General features: G+C 72.0%; 15 protein-coding genes. 2 read left to right on the forward strand and 13 right to left on the reverse strand.

Going from position 1 to position 16,507, the window contains the following annotated elements; genetic code table 11:
• Together AC0699_RS05015 and AC0699_RS05020 are read right to left on the reverse strand one after the other, a co-directional pair.
• Nucleotides 1-516 carry a transglycosylase SLT domain-containing protein gene (locus AC0699_RS05015; RefSeq protein ID WP_478655742.1) on the reverse strand — a complete coding sequence of 172 codons (516 nt, stop codon included), beginning with the start codon at nucleotides 514-516 and terminating at the stop codon, nucleotides 1-3.
• A 336-nt stretch (nucleotides 517-852) separates the two neighbouring features.
• The gene (locus tag AC0699_RS05020; protein WP_478655744.1) at nucleotides 853-1,416 is read right to left on the reverse strand and encodes a DedA family protein; all 564 of its coding nucleotides are present in this window, start codon (nucleotides 1,414-1,416) and stop codon (nucleotides 853-855) included.
• A gap of 596 nt (nucleotides 1,417-2,012) precedes the next feature.
• Here AC0699_RS05020 and AC0699_RS05025 point away from each other — a divergent pair.
• The gene (locus tag AC0699_RS05025) at nucleotides 2,013-3,518 is read left to right on the forward strand and encodes an FAD-dependent monooxygenase (RefSeq protein ID WP_478656372.1); all 1,506 of its coding nucleotides are present in this window, start codon (nucleotides 2,013-2,015) and stop codon (nucleotides 3,516-3,518) included.
• A gap of 154 nt (nucleotides 3,519-3,672) precedes the next feature.
• Nucleotides 3,673-4,314: a cysteine hydrolase family protein gene (locus tag AC0699_RS05030; protein WP_478655747.1), complete on the forward strand. Its 642-nt coding sequence runs from the start codon at nucleotides 3,673-3,675 to the stop codon at nucleotides 4,312-4,314.
• A 21-nt stretch (nucleotides 4,315-4,335) separates the two neighbouring features.
• Here the strand turns inward: AC0699_RS05030 and AC0699_RS05035 are convergent, their stop codons facing one another.
• The 11 genes from AC0699_RS05035 to AC0699_RS05085 all read right to left on the reverse strand — a co-directional run bounded on the left by AC0699_RS05035 (nucleotide 4,336) and on the right by AC0699_RS05085 (nucleotide 16,379).
• On the reverse strand, nucleotides 4,336-5,694 hold the full coding sequence (locus AC0699_RS05035; protein WP_478655750.1) for an aldehyde dehydrogenase family protein: 1,359 nt from the start codon (nucleotides 5,692-5,694) through the stop codon (nucleotides 4,336-4,338).
• A gap of 31 nt (nucleotides 5,695-5,725) precedes the next feature.
• On the reverse strand, nucleotides 5,726-7,507 hold the full coding sequence (locus AC0699_RS05040; RefSeq protein WP_478655752.1) for an asparagine synthetase B family protein: 1,782 nt from the start codon (nucleotides 7,505-7,507) through the stop codon (nucleotides 5,726-5,728).
• A gap of 123 nt (nucleotides 7,508-7,630) precedes the next feature.
• Nucleotides 7,631-8,224, reverse strand: coding sequence for a hypothetical protein (locus AC0699_RS05045; protein ID WP_478655755.1), 594 nt, complete (start codon nucleotides 8,222-8,224; stop codon nucleotides 7,631-7,633).
• A gap of 85 nt (nucleotides 8,225-8,309) precedes the next feature.
• Complete coding sequence (locus tag AC0699_RS05050) at nucleotides 8,310-9,236, reverse strand: hypothetical protein (protein WP_478655757.1); 927 nt, start codon at nucleotides 9,234-9,236, stop codon at nucleotides 8,310-8,312.
• Nucleotides 9,233-10,285 carry a hypothetical protein gene (locus tag AC0699_RS05055; protein ID WP_478655760.1) on the reverse strand — a complete coding sequence of 351 codons (1,053 nt, stop codon included), beginning with the start codon at nucleotides 10,283-10,285 and terminating at the stop codon, nucleotides 9,233-9,235. The genes AC0699_RS05050 and AC0699_RS05055 overlap by 4 nt, the downstream gene beginning before the upstream one ends.
• Nucleotides 10,282-10,941 carry a cupin domain-containing protein gene (locus AC0699_RS05060; RefSeq protein WP_478655762.1) on the reverse strand — a complete coding sequence of 220 codons (660 nt, stop codon included), beginning with the start codon at nucleotides 10,939-10,941 and terminating at the stop codon, nucleotides 10,282-10,284. The genes AC0699_RS05055 and AC0699_RS05060 overlap by 4 nt, the downstream gene beginning before the upstream one ends.
• A gap of 270 nt (nucleotides 10,942-11,211) precedes the next feature.
• Nucleotides 11,212-12,360: a serine hydrolase domain-containing protein gene (locus AC0699_RS05065; protein ID WP_478655765.1), complete on the reverse strand. Its 1,149-nt coding sequence runs from the start codon at nucleotides 12,358-12,360 to the stop codon at nucleotides 11,212-11,214.
• 176 nt (nucleotides 12,361-12,536) lie between these two features.
• A complete protein-coding gene (locus tag AC0699_RS05070) occupies nucleotides 12,537-13,337 on the reverse strand; it encodes a maleylpyruvate isomerase family mycothiol-dependent enzyme (protein WP_478655768.1) in 801 nt (266 codons plus the stop codon).
• A gap of 233 nt (nucleotides 13,338-13,570) precedes the next feature.
• The gene (locus tag AC0699_RS05075) at nucleotides 13,571-14,467 is read right to left on the reverse strand and encodes an arginase family protein (protein ID WP_478655770.1); all 897 of its coding nucleotides are present in this window, start codon (nucleotides 14,465-14,467) and stop codon (nucleotides 13,571-13,573) included.
• Between the two features lie 293 nt (nucleotides 14,468-14,760).
• Complete coding sequence (locus AC0699_RS05080) at nucleotides 14,761-14,913, reverse strand: hypothetical protein (protein WP_478655772.1); 153 nt, start codon at nucleotides 14,911-14,913, stop codon at nucleotides 14,761-14,763.
• An 83-nt stretch (nucleotides 14,914-14,996) separates the two neighbouring features.
• Entirely contained in the window at nucleotides 14,997-16,379 is a 1,383-nt protein-coding gene (locus AC0699_RS05085; protein ID WP_478655774.1) for a M64 family metallopeptidase, read from the reverse strand.
• Nucleotides 16,380-16,507 lie beyond the last annotated feature (128 nt).

Below are 16,507 nucleotides of genomic sequence, written 5' to 3' on the forward strand. Positions count from 1 at the left end.
TCAGTAGGCCGAGTCGACGTTGTCGATGGAGCCGTACCGGTCGGCGGCGTAGTTGGCGGCTGCGGTGATGTTGGCGACCGGGTCGGTCAGGTCGTGCTTGGTGCCCTTGACGTGGTAGGCGTCGAAGGTCGGCTGGATGACCTGGAGCAGGCCCTTGGAGGGCGTGCCGTTCTGCGCGTTGACGTCCCAGTTGTTCTGAGCGTTCGGGTTACCGCTGGACTCGCGCATGATGTTGCGGTGGAGGCCCTCGTAGGTGCCGGGGATGCCCTCGGACTTCATGATGTCCAGAGACTCCTTGATCCAGCCGTCGAGGTTGTCGGAGTACGTCTTCTTGGTCTGCTTGGCCGTCTCCGCCTTCGCCGCCGCGACGCTCACCGAAGCCGGCTCGGCGGCGTGGGCGGGCGAGGGGGCCAGCGTGAGAGCCGCTGCCGCGGCACCCGCGGTGGCGATGCCTGCGACGGAGAGCTTGCGGAATCGGGCGATGCGGCTGGTGCTGGTCTGGGCGTAGGCGGTCATGCGTTCTCCAATGGTGGACTACATGGGGAGGCCGACCGAGGTTCGGTTCGGCGTGAGCAGCACGGCCGATGCGAGTGGGACCCGCCGGGCCGGCTCGTGCTCCCCGGACGACAGCCATGGTTAGCGGCGCCTGACGGTGGGCGCAAAGATGTGACGTACTAACCAGCTACATAGAAACGCCGGGAATGATCTTAAAAAGGGACATTTCTGCACTTTGCCTGTGCCGGAGGACCACTACCGTCCTTAGGACGTGACGTGGCTCCTATGCGTGGGATCACACGGAAGACGCGATCCGGGGCCGGATCCGGACGGCGCCGGAGGCACCGATGGCACGACTCATGACCAGGCGCCGCGCCTGCTTCGGCCGGCCTGCTGGGCCACCAGCGCCATGCCGGCGACCAGAAGGGACACACAGGGACCGATGAGCAGGGGGGCCAGCGGGTGCGTGGTGATTCGGCCGCCGAGATATCCGAGTCCGACCGTGGAAAGGACGAACACCGCCTCGGCGACGGTCGCGCCCAGCAGGAACCGCCGGAACGGGAATCCGATGATGCCCGCGGTCAGCCCGCCCAGCGCCCGTCCTCCGGGCAGGAACCGCACCGCGATCACCGCCGGCACGCCGTACTGCCGGAATTGCCCGGAGACCGTCTCCAGCATCGCCCGCCGGCCCGTGGTCCGCGTGAGACAGCGCAGCGCCCGTGGGCGTGAGCGGCACGCCGCCCAGAAGACGCAGAGATCGCCGAGGACCGTGCTGGCCAGCAGGATCACCAGCAGGAGCGGGAGGCTGAGGGTCCCCACGGCGGCCAGCGCGCCCGCGCCCGCCACCAGAGCCGAGTTCGGCACCATCGGTACCACGGTGACCAGCACGAGCAGTGCGTAGATCCAGTGCTCGCCTTGCACCCTCGACCAGCCCCCTCGGAGTCGGACCATGTCCGCCGGCCGTCCGCTCGACGTCCGCTCGACACGTTTCGCTCCACGCTCGCAGGTGCATCCCGTGCGATCAATGCACGTCCGGCCAACCCACGGGAAACTTCGAGCCGCCCACGGCCCGGTCTTCTGGACATCCCGGCAAGATCCGGGAGACGGGCCTTGGGTTTGGTTCACGCCGAGCTCGCGCGCCCGGCGCAGCACCGCGATCGCCCGGTCGCGATCACCCGGTCGCGATCGCTCGGGGTTCCGTCGGCGTGATGAGTGAGGCGCATCGCGCCGAAGCCCATCCTGTTGACCGTCAGGTCGCCGAGCATCCAGGTGCCCGACAAAACACAAAGGCAAGGAGGTTGCCCACTCCTTGCCACTCTCAACGTATAGCGCACCGGGGGGCTTGCGGCAAGACCCGGTTCATGCCGCAGAATCTCCGCCCGGAGCCAGAACCTGCGGAGATCAAGGATTCGCGAAGTACCCGTGTTTTTGCCGAAGTACGGGTCTCGCGGATGTGCGCGCCGCCGGACTGCGCGGAGCAGCTGGCCGAAATCCAGTCTCGTTGAATGGGCGTTCTGATGATTGACGTGATCGTGGTCGGCGGCGGACCGACCGGCTTGATGCTGGCCGGCGAGTTGCGGCTGGCCGGAATACACGTGGTCGTGCTGGAGAAGTTGACCCAGCCGACCGAGCAGTCCCGCGGGCAGGGCCTGCACGCGCGCAGCGTCGAGATGATGGACCAGCGCGGCCTGCTGGACCGGTTCCTCGCGGTCAGTGAGAAGTTCCAGGTCGGCGGACTCTTCGGTGGCATCGCCAAACCGTGGCCGGACCGGCTGGACACGGCGCACCCGTTCGGCCTCGCCACTCCGCAGCCGGTCACCGAGCGGCTGCTCAACGAGCGTGCCGTCGAACTCGGTACCGAGATCAGGCGCGGCTGCGAAGTGGTCGGGCTGAGCCAGGACGAGGACGGGGTGACCGTCGAGCTGGCGAGTGGGGGCACCCCCGCCAATGAGGGCGTAGCCAGTGCGGGTCCCCCCGGCAATGGGGGCGTAGCCGCCGGGGGAACGGGAGTCACGCGCCTGCGCTCGCGCTACCTCGTCGGGTGCGACGGCGGCCGCAGTGCGGTGCGCAAGCTGCTCGGCGTCGGTTTCCCCGGTGAGCCCGCCAAGGTCGAGACGCTGCTGGGTGAAATGGAGGTGACCGAGGATCCTGCGACGATTGCCGCTGTCGTCGAGCAAGTCCGCAAGACCCAACTGCGGTTCGGTGTCACCCCCGACGAGGACGGGGTGTGCCGCGTTGTCGTGCCCGCCGACGGGGTGGCCGAGGACCGTACGACCGCGCCGACTTTCGAGGAGTTCAAGCAGCAGCTGCGGGCCTTCGCGGGCACCGACTTCGGCGCGCATTCGCCGCGCTGGCTCTCCCGGTTCGGCGACGCCACCCGGCAGGCCGAGCGCTACCGGGTCGGCCGGGTGCTGCTGGCGGGCGACGCGGCGCACGTCCACCCGCCGACCGGCGGGCAGGGGCTCAACCTCGGCGTGCAGGACGCGTTCAACCTCGGCTGGAAGCTGGCCGCCGCGGTCAACGGCTGGGCGCCGGAGGGGCTGCTGGACAGCTACCACGCCGAACGGCACCCGGTGGGCGCCCGCGTACTGGACAACACCCGCGCGCAGATCACGCTGCTGGGGACCGATCCGGGTGCGACCGCGCTGCGGGAGCTGTTCTCGAAGCTGATGGACTTCGAGGAGGTGAACCGGTACGTGACCGAGATGATCACCGCGGTCGGGGTCCGCTACGACTTCGGCGAGGGCCACGAACTGCTCGGCCGGCGGCTGCGGGACGTGAAGCTGAAGCGGGGTCGCCTCTACGAGCTGATGCACGGCGGCCGCGGACTGCTGCTCGACCAGACCGGCCGGCTGTCGGTGGCGGGCTGGGCGGATCGGGTCGACCACGTCGTCGACGTCAGCGAGGAACTGGACGTGCCCGCGGTGCTGCTGCGGCCGGACGGCCACGTGGCGTGGGTCGGTGAGGATCAGCAGGATCTGCTCAGCCGGCTGCCCACGTGGTTCGGCGCCGCCGTCCGCTGAGCGCGCAGTCCCGGCCCGGACATCCGGTCCTGGTGCTGGGGGTGGTGGCGGCCGCGTGGGCTCCCCCGGGTGGCCCGCCGTCGGCCGACGCGCCCCCGCGTCGCTGCGCGCGTTATGGATTCGCGGCGCAGTGCGCGGGGGTAGCGTCGCGCCCATGGATGAACGATTTGGGCTTGCCGTTCCGCGTTCGCTGGAGGAGGCGTGCGACCCGCGACGCACGGCGCTGCTGGTCTACGACATGCAGACCGGCATCCTGGAGCAGATCGGCGAGCGTGACCGTGTCGTCCGCCGGGCGGTCGAGGTGGTCGGTGCCGCCCGGGCCGCCGGAGTCCGCACCTTCTTCCTGCGCCACGTGACGCTTCCCCCTGAGCTGATGGGCGCCTCCCAATTGCGCATGTGGCGCGCCTGGCAGCGGGCCGAGCGAGCAGCCGACGTGGTCTCCCCCTTCCCGCCGGGCGCCGCGCAGACGCAGATCATCCCCGAGTTGCGGCCCACCGGCCGAGAGACCGTGGTCGACAAGATCACCATGTCGGCGTTCGAGGGCACCTGGCTCGACATCGTGCTGCGCGACTGCGGAATCACCACGGTCGCCGTCATCGGCGTCGCCATGGAAATCGGGATCGAGCCCACGGTCCGCCATGCGGCCGACCTGGGCTACGTCCCCGTCGTCGTCACGGACGCCTGCGCGGGTGGCGACACGGAAGCCGCCGAACGCTCCCTGGCCGCGCTCCGCTTCACGGGGGACGCCCTGATGACCACCGCCGAGGAGTTCCGCTCCGTACTCACTCCCCGATGAGCCGGCCGTATCGCTGAACGGTCAGGCTCCGGGGCCGTCCGCGAGCCGGGCCGTGATCGTCTTGGGTCGCTGGTACTCGTGCAGGGCCAGGGCGCTCAGGTCCGTGCCGCTGCCCGACGCGCCCCGGCCGCCGTGCGGGAGTTCCGCGGTCTGCACGAGATGGCAGTTCAGCCACGCCTCCCCCGCGTTCAGCCGGTCGGCCAGGCCGAGGCCCGCGCCGAGGTCCCGCGTCCACACGCTCGCCGCGAGTGCCTGGGGGACGCCGTTGGCCAGAGCGATCGCCGCGTCCAGGTCGTCCGCTCGCTGGACGGTCAGCAGCGGGCCGAAGACCTCCTCCACCACCGCGGGATCGTCGTCGGGGAGATCGGCCAGGACCCGCGCGGCGCGCCAGAACCCGTCCTCCTCGCCGGGTCCCGGGGCGATCTCCGCGGCGGTGTTCCGCTTGGCCTGCGAAGCCCCGACGATCCGGTCGTAACGGGCGGCCTGGTCGGCGTTGTTGAGCGGGCCGAAGTCCCGGCCCGCCAGACGCCGGGTCATCGCTTCGGTCAGCCGGCCGACGGCCGTCTCGTAGTTCTCGCGCAGCGCGATGACCCGGGCGGGCGCGGCGCAGCTCTGCCCGGCGTTGTAGGTGCTGGCGCGGGCCAGCTCCGTCCAGGTGTCCGCCGGAGCGTCGGGCAGCACGATCGCGGGGGCGTTGCCGCCGAGTTCGAGGCTGACCCGGCGGGCCCCGGCACGGGCCGCGACATCGGCCCCGGCGTGCCCGCTGCCCGTGAACGCCACCATGTCGACGTCGTCCCCGACCAGCAGTCTGCCGGTGTGCCGGTCCCCGGGCAGCGTCTGCAGGACCGCCGGACCGAGTGCTTGCGCGGCGTGCTCGGCGAGCAGCCAGAGCGAGTCGGGCGTGGACTCGGCGGGCTTGGCCACCACCGTGTTGCCGGCGGCCAGTGCGGGCGCGCAGCGCCACGCGGCCATCAGCAGCGGGTAGTTCCAGGGGACGACGACTCCGACGACCCCGATGGGCTCCCAGCGCACCCAGCTCTCGTGCCCTGCGACGAGCCGCCCCGCCGCCGGGACCGACTGGGCGCGGGCGGCCGATGCGTAGAACCGGAACAGGTCCGCGACCTGCTCGATCTCGCCCTCGGCCTCGGCCTCGGGTTTCCCGGTCCCGGCCCGCTCCCGGGCCACGTACTCGGCGGCGTGTTCCTCGACCAGCCCGGCCAGCCGGTCCAGCCGCCGGGACCGGTCCTTGGGGACGAGCCCGCGCCAGCCCGGCCCGGCGGCACGGGCGGCGGCGACGGCCGCGCGCACCTCGTCCTCCCGTGCCGCGGGGAGAGTGCCGCGTACACGGCCGGTCCGAGGGTCGACGAGCACGGTGTTCATGGCGGTGATGGCCTCCTTGTGCCGAATCGCGCTACAGCCCGTACGACCGCAGCCAAAGCTCCAGGGTGAGTACGAGCCACAACTTGCCGCCCTGCCGGGGCAGCAGCGTGCCCTCACCGCGCATCCAGGTGCGCACGGTGTCGGGGCGGAACAGCCCTCGCTCCCGCGCGGCCCGCCCGAGCAGCAGGTCGCCGCCGAGGTCGCGCAGCGGGCCGCTCAGCCACTGTTGCACCGGAACTCGCATTCCGCTCTTGGGCCGGTCCACGACGGTGGCGGGCAGCAGGTCCCGTACGGCCTCCTTGAGCACCCATTTCTCGGCCGTGCCGCGGAGCTTGAAGGCGGGCGGGGTGGCGAAGGCGTGGTCCACCACCTGCCGGTCGAACAGCGGGGCGCGGCCCTGGATGCCCTGGGAGGCGGTCAGGCGCTCGACCTTGGTGAGGATGTGGTGCGCGCCCTTGGTCCGCAGATTGCAGTGCAACAACTGGTTGAGCAGGTACGTCATCCGCTCCGGCCCGGCCAGGTACGGCTCGACGAACCGCTGCGGGCGCGGCGCGTCGGCCAGCGCGTGCAGCGCGTCCGAGGTCAGCAGCCGGGGCAGGTCGGTCCAGCACTTGCGGTACGACCGCAGATACGCGGTGGCGCGGTCCTCGGCCGCATCGGATGAGCCGTGTGAGCCGTAGGGCATCTCGTGCACCAGCATCGGGAGGTTCTTCGGCCCGCCGAACACCGGGTCGCCGCCCTCCCCGTTGAGCGCGACCCGCAGCCCGTCGCCCGCCACGGCCTCGGCGAGCATCAGGTTGGGCACGGTCAGGGGGTCGCCGACGGGGCTGTCCAGCAGCGCCGCCGCCTCGGCGAGCCGCGCGGCGACGGCGTTGCCGGAGACGGTCAGCACACGGTGCCGGGTGTGGCAGTGCGCGGCGACGAGGCCGGAATAGCCCAGTTCGTTGGGGAGTTCGCCGCCGAAGCTGATGGAGTACGTGTGCACGGGGTGGGCGTGGAGCTTGGCGGCGAGGGCGGTCACCAGCGAGCTGTCGATCCCCCCGGACAGCAGCACTGCGACGGCCTCGGCCTCGGGGAGCCGTCGCGCAGTGGCCTCCTCCAACAGGGCGCGCAGGGCGAGAACGTGACCCGACGGGTCGTCGGGCACCGGGGCGTCGGTACGTTCCTGGGGCTCCCAGTGGACCTGCTCGGTCATGGTGCCGTCCGCCGCGAGCCGCAGCACCCGTCCCGGCAGCACCTCGCGCACGCCCCGCAGCAACGTCTCCTCGCCGGGCAGATAGGCGAAGGTCAGGAACGAGCGGACAGCGGCCAGGTTCAGCCCGGTGCCGAGGGCGGGCCATCGGCGCAGCGCCCGCAGGGAGGTCGAGGCGGCCCAGCAGCCGTCGGCGCGGGCGTAGAAGAGCGTACGGGCGCCGACGTGGTCGCGGATCAGCACGAGGTCGGGTCCGTCCAGGACGGCGAGCGCGAACATCCCCTCGGCCAGGGCCACTCCGCGCTCACCGAGCCGTGCCCAGCAGCGCAGCAGCAGCTCGCCGTCGGGGCAGTCGGGCGGTACGGGCGCCTCGTCGGCGGCGTCGGCGGCGTCGGCGGCGAGGGCGGCGATCAGTTCGGCCCGGTTGTGCAGGGTGACCTCGCCGACGGCCGTCAGCCCGTGGGCGGTGAACGGGCCGTCGGCGTGGCCGGGTTCGTCCTCGACCAGGCCGAGGGCGGGTGCTCCGCCGTCGGGCCCTTCGCCCGGCGCGGCGCCCATCGCGGCGAGGTGGGCACGGGCCTGCCCGGGGGCGGGCGCCAGGCAGGCGCAGAAGCGCGCCATGGCGGCTCCTTCCTTGTGGCATGGTCGGTTTCGGTGTCCCGCGGTGTCTCGCGGTGTGCCGCGGTGGACGGCGGCAGGCGTCGGCGGGCCGGTCAGCCGGTGCCGGGCGGCCGGCGGTTGCCGTCAGCCGAAGTCGTCGTCGCTCCAGCCGCCGTCGTCACCCTCCCAGGCCATTTCCCACGCATCGTCCTGGTCGTTCACGGGGTCGCCACCCGGATCACCGCCACCCGGATCACCGCCGCCCGGATCGCCGCCGCCCGGATCGCCACCGGGATCGCCACCGCCGTCCCCGCCGCCGGACGACGAGCTCTGGGCCTGCTGCTGGCGCAGCGCCTCTTCCTCCTCCGGCGTGAGGTGCAGCGGCGGGAGCTGGGCGGCGGTGATGGCGAGACCCGCCACACCGAGTCCCACGAGCATCGCGCCCATCCGGCCGCCGAACGAGGTCCGGTTGACCATGACGGTCTCACCGCGCCCCCACAGCGTGCGGCCGTAGCCGATGTCCCGGCCGTAGATCACCGATCCGTCGGCAAGTGCGCGCTTGACGATCCGCTGCCCGAGCAGCTCGTCGGTGCCCGAGGAACCCTGGTTGTCGTGCCAGTGCACGAGGTTGCCCGTCCCGCGGCGCCGCCATTCCTGACGGCCGTCCTCGTAGTTGCGGTGGACGCTGCCGTCGGCGAGCAGTTCGTCGGTGTAGCCGATTTCGTGGGGCCGGTTCATCGTCTGCGGTCCTCGCATGTGGGGGCCTCGGGTCTGCGGTCCTCGTGTCCGGGGTGCCCCGGGCAGGGCCGTGCGCCGGGCCGGGTCATGGGGCGGGCCAGGTCATGAAGCCGGTGCCGCGCAGATCGCGCAGGTCGCTCCACACGGAGGTCCGGGGCGGCCGTAGCCCGCGGGTGAGCCGCAGCACCGTGCGCAGCAGTTGGGCCGGCGGTACAGCGGCGACCTGGGTGAACCGGCCCTCGGACAGCCATTCGACCTCCTGCGGGCGCAGCCCCCGGGGAAGCGGCCCGAGGGCCGGCACCGGGTCGGACCTGCGCCCGGACACCAGGTGCAGCGCCGCGGCGTGCCGGGGTACGAGCCCGAGCGAGACGACCCGTACCCCGGGGACCGGCCCGAGCCCGGCCCGTACCCGGGCGGGCAGGGCGATCCCGGCCGGGCTCGCGTCGTGCAGAACGTGGACGACCGAACCCTCGGCCCGTTCCAGGGCGGCCGCGAGGCGGGGGTCCGGCGGCAGGTCGTCCTCGGCGGCCAGCACGGGGCAGGCCGCCTCCAGGTGCACATGGTTGGCCAGGAGCATCCGGGCGATCGAGCGGTCCTGGCAGACCAGCAGCCGGGGCAGCCCGTAGTCGTACAGGTCGGGCTCGGACGCACGACGCGGGCCGTCGGCAGGTCCGGGTGGGGCTGCGATGGGCCCGGGGAACTCCGGGAGCAGCCCCGGTACGTCCCTGCCGCGGGCGTCGAGCGCCTCCGTGAACCGGGGCAGCCGCAGCGGTGGGGCCGGGGTACGGGGCATACGGCGCAGCACTGCCGGCGTCGGCCGCAGCACGCGGCACGTCTCGTAGTACAGCTGGCGTTCGGTGAAGCGGATGCCGCCGGGCTCGGCGGCGCGCGCGGCGGCGGCCGTGATCGCCCGGTCGAGCAGCCGGGCGGCGGGCCCGCCGCCCCGTCGGCCGCCGCCCCGTCGGCCGGTGCCCGCGCCGGTTCGGACTGCCGGGTCGTGTCGCGCGTTCACCAGGTGGTCCTGCCTGCCGTCGGGGACGCACCGGGAGGCGGCGGCCATGTGAGGAAGCCGACGGACGCGGCGCGCCGCCGTTGCGGGTCGGCGGCGGTGGTCACGCGCTCGGCGACCCGGGTGACGGCGGCCAGCAGCCGGGCGGGCGGGACGCCGACGAGCGGGAACGTCCAGCCCCCGGCCAGCCACTTCAGTTCCTCGGGCGTGAAATCTCCCGTCGCCGTGAGCTCGGCCATGACGTCCTGGTCCGGCTTGCGGTCCCGGTACGACACCGCGTTCGGCAGGCCCCGGACGGCACGCAGCGGCAGCCCGGCATCGATCACGGGCCGTCCCTGCACGGCCTGGCGCACCCGCCGGGCGAACAGCAGGCCGCGCGCGCCGGCGTCGTGCAGCACGATGACGGGACCGTGGCCGGGCAGGCCGTACGGGCCGTGCAGGTCCGGGGCGAGCGTGAAGCCGTAGCGCTGAGGCACGCCGGCGGCGGCGAGGAAGACGGCGACGGACTGGTCCGGGCACAGCAGCACGCCGCCGGGGCCGCCGGTCGTGTTCTGCGCGGGCGACGGGTACGTGTGGTCGTCGACCACCCCGGGCGGCAGCCCGCCGTAGATCCGCATCCATTCCTGCATCACGTCGGCGCGGAAGGCGTCCCGGCGCATACGGGGTTGTCCCCGGCCGACGCCCAGCGCACGCGCGATCACGACGGCCACGGCGACGAGCAACAGCGCGCCGCCGACGAACGCGAACGGCGGCGAACCGATGATCCCGACGAAGCAGAGCATGAGGCCGACGACGAGCGCGGCGCCGGCGCAGCCGAGCTCGGGCCGGCTCTCGCGCAACGACTTGCGGGACAGCGCGTACCACAACTGCCCCGGCGTGCAGGGCACCTGCCCCTCGTCGGTCAGTTTGGCCAGGACCCGGCGCACTCGCAGGTCGTTGAGCTTCAGGGAGTTGGTCTTGGGGTCCAGCGCGTAGGGGCGCCGGCACTTGCTGCAGACGTTGCCGGTCCGCTCCTTGCGCAGCAGCGAGCTCTCACAGTGCGGGCAGATCACCGGGGGACCTCCAGTGCACTCGCGACGCGACGCAGCCGGGCGGCCAGTCTCTCCCGGACGGTCGTGGTGCCCGTGCCCCGCAGGCGCTGGACGTTCTCGATGTCGCGCAGCGCGACGGCCAGCGCGCGGTAGTCGGTCGCGGGCTGTGTGAGGGTGCCCAGCGGCGCGGCGCCGGTCGCGGGCTCGGCGGCAGCCCAACGGCGCTCCGCCTCCCGGGCGGTGATCGCGTAGTCCTCGTGGTCGATGCCGTAGCCGGTGTTGGCGGCGAGGATGGTCAGCGGCGTGGTGCCCCGGTTGGCGAAGGAGTGGGGCATCATCTCCGGGATGCGGATCATCGTCCCGGGCACGAGCGGGATGTCGGTGACCTCGCCGCGGGCGTCGTCGTACAGCCCGCACGAGGCATGGCCGAGGCTGAGGACGAAGTGCTCGCCGCCGTGGGCGTGCGGGGTGAAGGCGCTGCGCGGGCCGACGACACCGAACTTGACGGTCGCGTTGGAGGGCCGCTCGGGCGAGGTGGTGGCGTCGCCGACGAGGTAGTGGGCGAACTGGCCGTCGTCGATGAAGCGGAGGAAGTCGCGATCGGGGCCGAGTTCGCGGGCGCCGTCGCCGTCGACGAGGACGATGCCTCCCTCGGGCAGGAGGCGGTAGAGCTCCACGCCTCGCGGCAGCCTTCCGGACGGCCGTCGCAACCGCCGGAGTCCCCCCGTTCGGGCTGTTGCCGGTATGTCGTCACGCGGTATGCCGGACATCGAGCCTCCCCCCAGTGGGCTTTGTGCCCCTTGTACGCGCGCCATCGTAAGGCGCTGATCCGGAACACGGTGGGCGTGCGCAGCAACTCGCGGCCGACGCCTGAGCAAACGGTGGGTTAACGGTACGACGGCCGCCGGTGTGCGGAGCCGTGAAGGGACTTCGACAGCGCCAGCACCTCAGACGCCGGCCGCGTACCGCCAGAAGTCCCGCATCAGCTCGGGGAAGCTGGGCCCGCCCATCTGCAGCTGGCTGAGCATGATGGTGGCCGTGCCGGTGGACGGTGTGATGTGCGCGGTCGTTCCGGTGCCGCCGACCCAGCCGTAGCGTCCTGGCACGCTCCACGGTTGGACGGCCTCGACATCGACCGCCCCGCCGAAACCCCAGCCCATCCCTTCCAGGAACAACCCGGCCGACTCACGCTCGGACGGGCTCAGGTGATTGGTGGTCATCTGCCGCACCGACTCGGGCGTGAGGAGCCGGATGCCGCCGGCCGTCCCTTCGGCGAGCAGCATCCGGCCGAAGGCGAGCCAGTCGTCGACGGTCGAGACCAGCCCGCCGGCGCCGCTCGGGAAGGCCGGCGGGCTGCTCCACTGGCCGTTGGCGGCGTCGACCAGCTCAAGTCCGCCCTCGGGACCTGTCCGGTAATAGCCGGTGAACCGGTCGAGCTTGCCGGCCGGTACCACGAACGCGGTGTCGGACATCCCGAGCGGCTCGAAGATCCGTTCGGCCAGGAACTCCGGCAGCGGCCGTCCCGTGACCCTGGCGATCAGCACGCCCTGGAGGTCGGAGCTGATGTTGTACAGCCAGCCGTCGCCCGGCTGGTGCAGCAGGGGAATGCGGGACAGCCTCGCCATCCACTCGTCCGGCGCGGGAACGGTCTGCGGCTGCGGAGGTCCCTGCTTCAGCTCACTGAACAGCGGCGCGACCGCGGGCAGTGAGAAGTCGGACGGAAAGCCGTACCCGGCGCGGGAGCTGAGCAGATGGAACACGGTGATCGGCCGGACCGCCGGGACCACGTCGTCGACCGGCGCGGCCGGCGTACGGACGACGCTCGGTGACGCCAGCTCCGGCAGCCACGGCCCGACCGGGTCGTCCAGCGCGATCCGGCCGTCCTCGACCAGCATCATGACCGCCGCGGCGACGACGGGTTTGGTGATCGAGGCGATACGGAAGATCGAGTCCCTGGCCATCGGGGCGGTGCCCTCGACGTCGAGGGATCCCACGGCCGCCACCTCGACGCGGTCACCGCGGGCCACCAGGCCTACCGCTCCCGGTACCAGGCCTTTGCTGACGTGCGTCTCCAGAGTGTCGCGCAGATCGGCCATGGGTCCACCCTCTCAGAATGTGCGGTCAAGGGCTGGACTCCGGGCCCGGCGCAAAGTCATCGTGCCGGTGTTCTCGGATCCGGCCGTATCCGGCCCGGCCACGGCTGGGGCTGGGGCTGGGCCAGGGCGAGGGCTCGGGATGGTCCCCGGCTTCCCGCGACGACCGGCCGACCCCGTCACTCGGGCGGCACGAGGGTGAAGTAGCGGTCGAGCACGCCCCGGTCTCCTGTCACCCCGTCGAGGCGGTCCGCGGGAATCCGGTGCCAGAGGAACAGCATCAGGTCCGACGCCGTACCGGACAGCTCGACGTCGCAGGGTCCGTCGTCGGCGGCATCGAGCCGTACGTCGTCGCCGTCGAGGTGCACCGTCCATCGGCCCGTGCCGTCGGTCCGGCGGAAGCGGTAGCGCTCGCCCGTTCCGGCCGGGGCCTGCTTCCTGGAGCGTCGTGCCGGTGCCATGACCTCGAAGTTCTGACGGACGGCGTACTCCGCGAGCTCGGTGTCGACCGGCTGGGGCACTCCGAGTGCGCCCCCGGCGTCCCAGCGGTGCACCGCGGCCTCGATGGTCTGCATCCGCAGCCAGAAGCCGACGGTCTGCTCGCGCGACCACGTCCACACGGCCGCGTCAGGAGGGCTGTTCCTGAAGTGCGACTCCAGCGTGGCGGCCCCTTCCGCGTAGGCGTCGATCAGGCTCTCCGGCACCGGTCCTCGATGCGGTGGCGTGCTTTCCGGTGTCGGCCAGCCCTTACGGTCCGCGGGCAGGCCGGCGAAGACGTCCGCGAGGTCCGGCGGCTGCTGGAGCAGATCCCTGAGAATGTGGTTCACATACAGGTGCACGCCGCCGAGGTGCGCGATCAGGTCGGACATCGACCAGCCGGGGCAGGACGGGACCAACGGCGCGTCCTCGAAACGGGTCGCCTCACGGGCGGCGGCCTCGAACGCCCGGGTCTCGCGACGGAAGTGAGCGGTGAAGTCCATGGCCTCACACTGCCACCCCTACGGGCCGGGCAAGCCTGGTGCTTTCGGCCGGATTCGCCTGGTCGCGGGGACTGCGATCCATGGCGTGACGACCACATCGCTTCCGCGCCCGCTGCCGGGCCCCGCAGCACCGCAGCTCCGCAGTTCCGGAGCACTGGAGCACTGGAGCTCCGGACCATCGGCAGTCGATCGTCAACTCTCGGGCGCCAGGCAGGAGGCAGGCCGGGCCCGCCTCACCTGCCGCGGTCGGGCCGCGCCGACAGCCCTCGGCGCAGGCACTCGGTGAGGCGTGCCGCAATGCTCCCATCGGGGTCGAGTCGGGGGTTGAAGATGGTGACGTCGAGGCCGACGGCCCGTTCGTCGGCCAGTGCCGTCCGCAGCACACTCTCCAGCTCCTGCCAGGTCAGCCCACCGGGGAGGCGGTAGTCGACAGCAGGCATGATCGCGTCGTCCAGGACGTCGACATCGAGGTGGACCCAGTACCCGGCGCTTCCGCCGGCGGCGAGTCGGCCGACCGCCTCGCGGGCTGCCTCAGCAGCACCGGCCGCGCGCACACCGTCGAGGTCGATCGCGTGCAGCTGTGGCGGGAGGGGCTGCATCCCGGCCTGCGTGGACTCGTCGGAGTCACGGAAGCCGAAGGCGACGACATCCTCGTCCCGGAGCAGGGGCCCGCGGCCTTCGAGGTCGGTGAGCAGCCGGGGGCCGCGGCCCGTGGCCAGGGCGAGTTCCATCGACGCCGCCTCGCCGGTCGGTTCCGCCGACGGCTGGTAGAAGTCGGTGTGGCCGTCGAGGAACAGCAAGCCGTAGCGACCGCGGCGTCGCAGGGCGAGGAGGTTGCCGAGCAGGATGCTGCAGTCGCCGCCGAGGACCACGGGAAAGCAGCCACGGTCGAGGACACCGCCGACCGCGTCGGCGAGTCCGACGGAGTACTGCGCGATACCGACGGGGTTGAGGATGCCGGTGTCAGGGTCCCGCGTCGGGTCGTACGCCGGCGCTTCGACCCGGTCCGCCCGTCGCGCCCCGAGGTGCGCCGGCAGACCGGCATCGAGGAGAGCCGTCGGCAGGTCCTGGACGCCGGACGGCCGCAGCCCGAGCACGGACGGCGCCTCGATGATCTCCAGTTCCCGCACGTCCGGACTCCTTCGTCGGCCGGGCCGGGTCGACCGGCATGCCTCTTCGGCGTCATCCGGTGGAGTGCCGCCGATGCAGGACTCATAGTGCCCCGCGCCAACGCGTACGCCGAGCTTTCGACACAGCCCCGGACACGCTCCCGGGCACCTCGCCTCCGGTACGGATCCGCCGCTGGATACGGAGGCCGGGCCGACGCCCCGGCCCCAACGGCCCGACGTGCAGGCGTGCGTCCGGCACACCGATCCCCTCCGCCGTATGCCCCGTACGCCCCCGCATGCTCCCACTTTCGGGGCTATTGGGAGAGCAGTCCGCCCGTGTACGGATCCTCGGCGAGCATGCGCCAGGAGTGGCGTGAGGTCCGGAACGCTTCCGGGTCGACGGCCTCCACCAGCTCCTCGACCGGCGAGTGCAGCAGCCACGGTGCACAGCGGCTCGTCGAAGGCACCGAAGAGCTCACAGTCGAGCGGCAGTCCGAGCTCGGTGAGCAGCCGCCGGTCGGCTCGTGGGTGAGCTGTGCAGGCCGTCGCCTCAGAGCCGGACCTTCCAGCTGACGGTGGACTTCAGCGTCCCGGCGATCTTCGGGTCTCGCACTGAGGGCGTACGGTCCTCGACGGTGACCGACAACGTGTGCGTGCGCAGGTCGAGCAGCCGCAGAAGCAGGTCCGACACCCGCACCCGAGTACGGCCGGCGAAGGGCTTCAGCTCCTTGCCGTCCAGATACCAGCGGATCCTGAGCTGACGCCCGTCCGCTCCCGTCAGCCGGGGTACGGCGGCTTTCGCGGTGTCTTCCGGCCGGAGGGTGCGAGTCGTGGGGGTGACCGCGGTGACAAGCCTCGCATGGCGGTGGAAGCCCGCGATCATCGCCTCGACACCGGGCAGGTTGAAGGGCTTGCCGAGGGAACGCATCAGGGAGTTGTCGGTGGGCCGGTACAGCCCCTTCACGTAGTAGCCCCCGCCCTCGTACGTGCCGACCGTGCCGCCGTCGGGCGACTCCTCGCCCAGCCAGCGGTGCCACTTGGCCCGCTGCCCGGCCATGTCCTCGGCCGTCAGTGCGGAGATGTTGGAATCGGCGGGCTCGGGGCCTGTGTATTCCTCGTAGCCCGGGTAGTCCGGGTAGTAGTACTCGTCGGCGAGCTTGCCGAGCGAGTGGCCGGTCTCGTGGATGGCGACCTGGCCGGACTTCTCGTTGCCCGCCGAGGCGGTCGAGATACCTTCGTAGCCGAGGGTCGCGCTCGGCTCGTTGTAGCCCGCGCCGCCGTACTTGGCGCTGTTGGCGAGTACGAGGACCAGGTCGGCCTCCGGTGCCTTCGCCACGTACGCGTCGACCTTGTCCTGGTCGATGCACAGCAGCCGCTCGATGTCGTCGCACCAGAAGTACGAGCCCAGGGCCGTGTCCCGGACGATGTCCGGACCGGGGTCGCCCGAGACGCCGGACTGGTTCGAGACGGCGTCGACGGCCCAGACGTTGAAGAGGCCCTGGTACGTCGTGTACGGCTCGACGGCCGCGAGCTCGGCCCACTTCTCCCTGGCGTCGGTGTGGAACTGGGCCAGTTCGGCGGTGGTATAGCCGTCCCCGACGACGACGATGTCCAGCCGGTCGTCGGTGGAGCCGTTGTCGATCAGTTTGGTGACCTCGCCGTCAGCGGCCTCCTCTGCCGCCGAAAGCCGGGGGGACGGCCGGTCCCGGCCCTCCTGCGGTACGTGCGTGTGGCCGGATCCGGCGGCTGCGCCGTGCTCCGGCCCGGGTATCTCGACCTCGATCCCGGCCGCGGCCCCCGCCTCGGCCGCGGCCGCCGGTCCGGCGGGTGCCACGGGACCGGCGGACGCGCTGCCGGGTGCGCCGGCCAGTACGACGGTGAGGGCAGCGGCCGTGCCTGCCACCGCCATGACTCCGCGCCGAGCTGAACGCATGGAATTCTCCCCCTGCCAAGCAAGTTAAGCGGATACATAAGCATGCTGAACGGATTGCTTAACCTAGGTGGAGGCGCGGATGGTGCGCAATCCCTACTGCCCCTGAATACTGGGGAGTTCAAGGAACA

Source organism: Streptomyces sp. NPDC043870, assembly GCF_056435785.1.

Bases quoted from the DNA above. Each gene is read 5' to 3' on its own strand.
- AC0699_RS05015 (WP_478655742.1), bottom strand. From the start codon at position 516: ATGACCGCCTACGCCCAGACCAGCACCAGCCGCATCGCCCGATTCCGC.
- AC0699_RS05025 (WP_478656372.1), top strand. From the start codon at position 2,013: ATGATTGACGTGATCGTGGTCGGCGGCGGACCGACCGGCTTGATGCTG.
- AC0699_RS05030 (WP_478655747.1), top strand. From the start codon at position 3,673: ATGGATGAACGATTTGGGCTTGCCGTTCCGCGTTCGCTGGAGGAGGCG.
- AC0699_RS05035 (WP_478655750.1), bottom strand. From the start codon at position 5,694: ATGAACACCGTGCTCGTCGACCCTCGGACCGGCCGTGTACGCGGCACT.
- AC0699_RS05040 (WP_478655752.1), bottom strand. From the start codon at position 7,507: ATGGCGCGCTTCTGCGCCTGCCTGGCGCCCGCCCCCGGGCAGGCCCGT.
- AC0699_RS05045 (WP_478655755.1), bottom strand. From the start codon at position 8,224: ATGAACCGGCCCCACGAAATCGGCTACACCGACGAACTGCTCGCCGAC.
- AC0699_RS05065 (WP_478655765.1), bottom strand. From the start codon at position 12,360: ATGGCCGATCTGCGCGACACTCTGGAGACGCACGTCAGCAAAGGCCTG.
- AC0699_RS05070 (WP_478655768.1), bottom strand. From the start codon at position 13,337: ATGGACTTCACCGCTCACTTCCGTCGCGAGACCCGGGCGTTCGAGGCC.
- AC0699_RS05085 (WP_478655774.1), bottom strand. From the start codon at position 16,379: ATGCGTTCAGCTCGGCGCGGAGTCATGGCGGTGGCAGGCACGGCCGCT.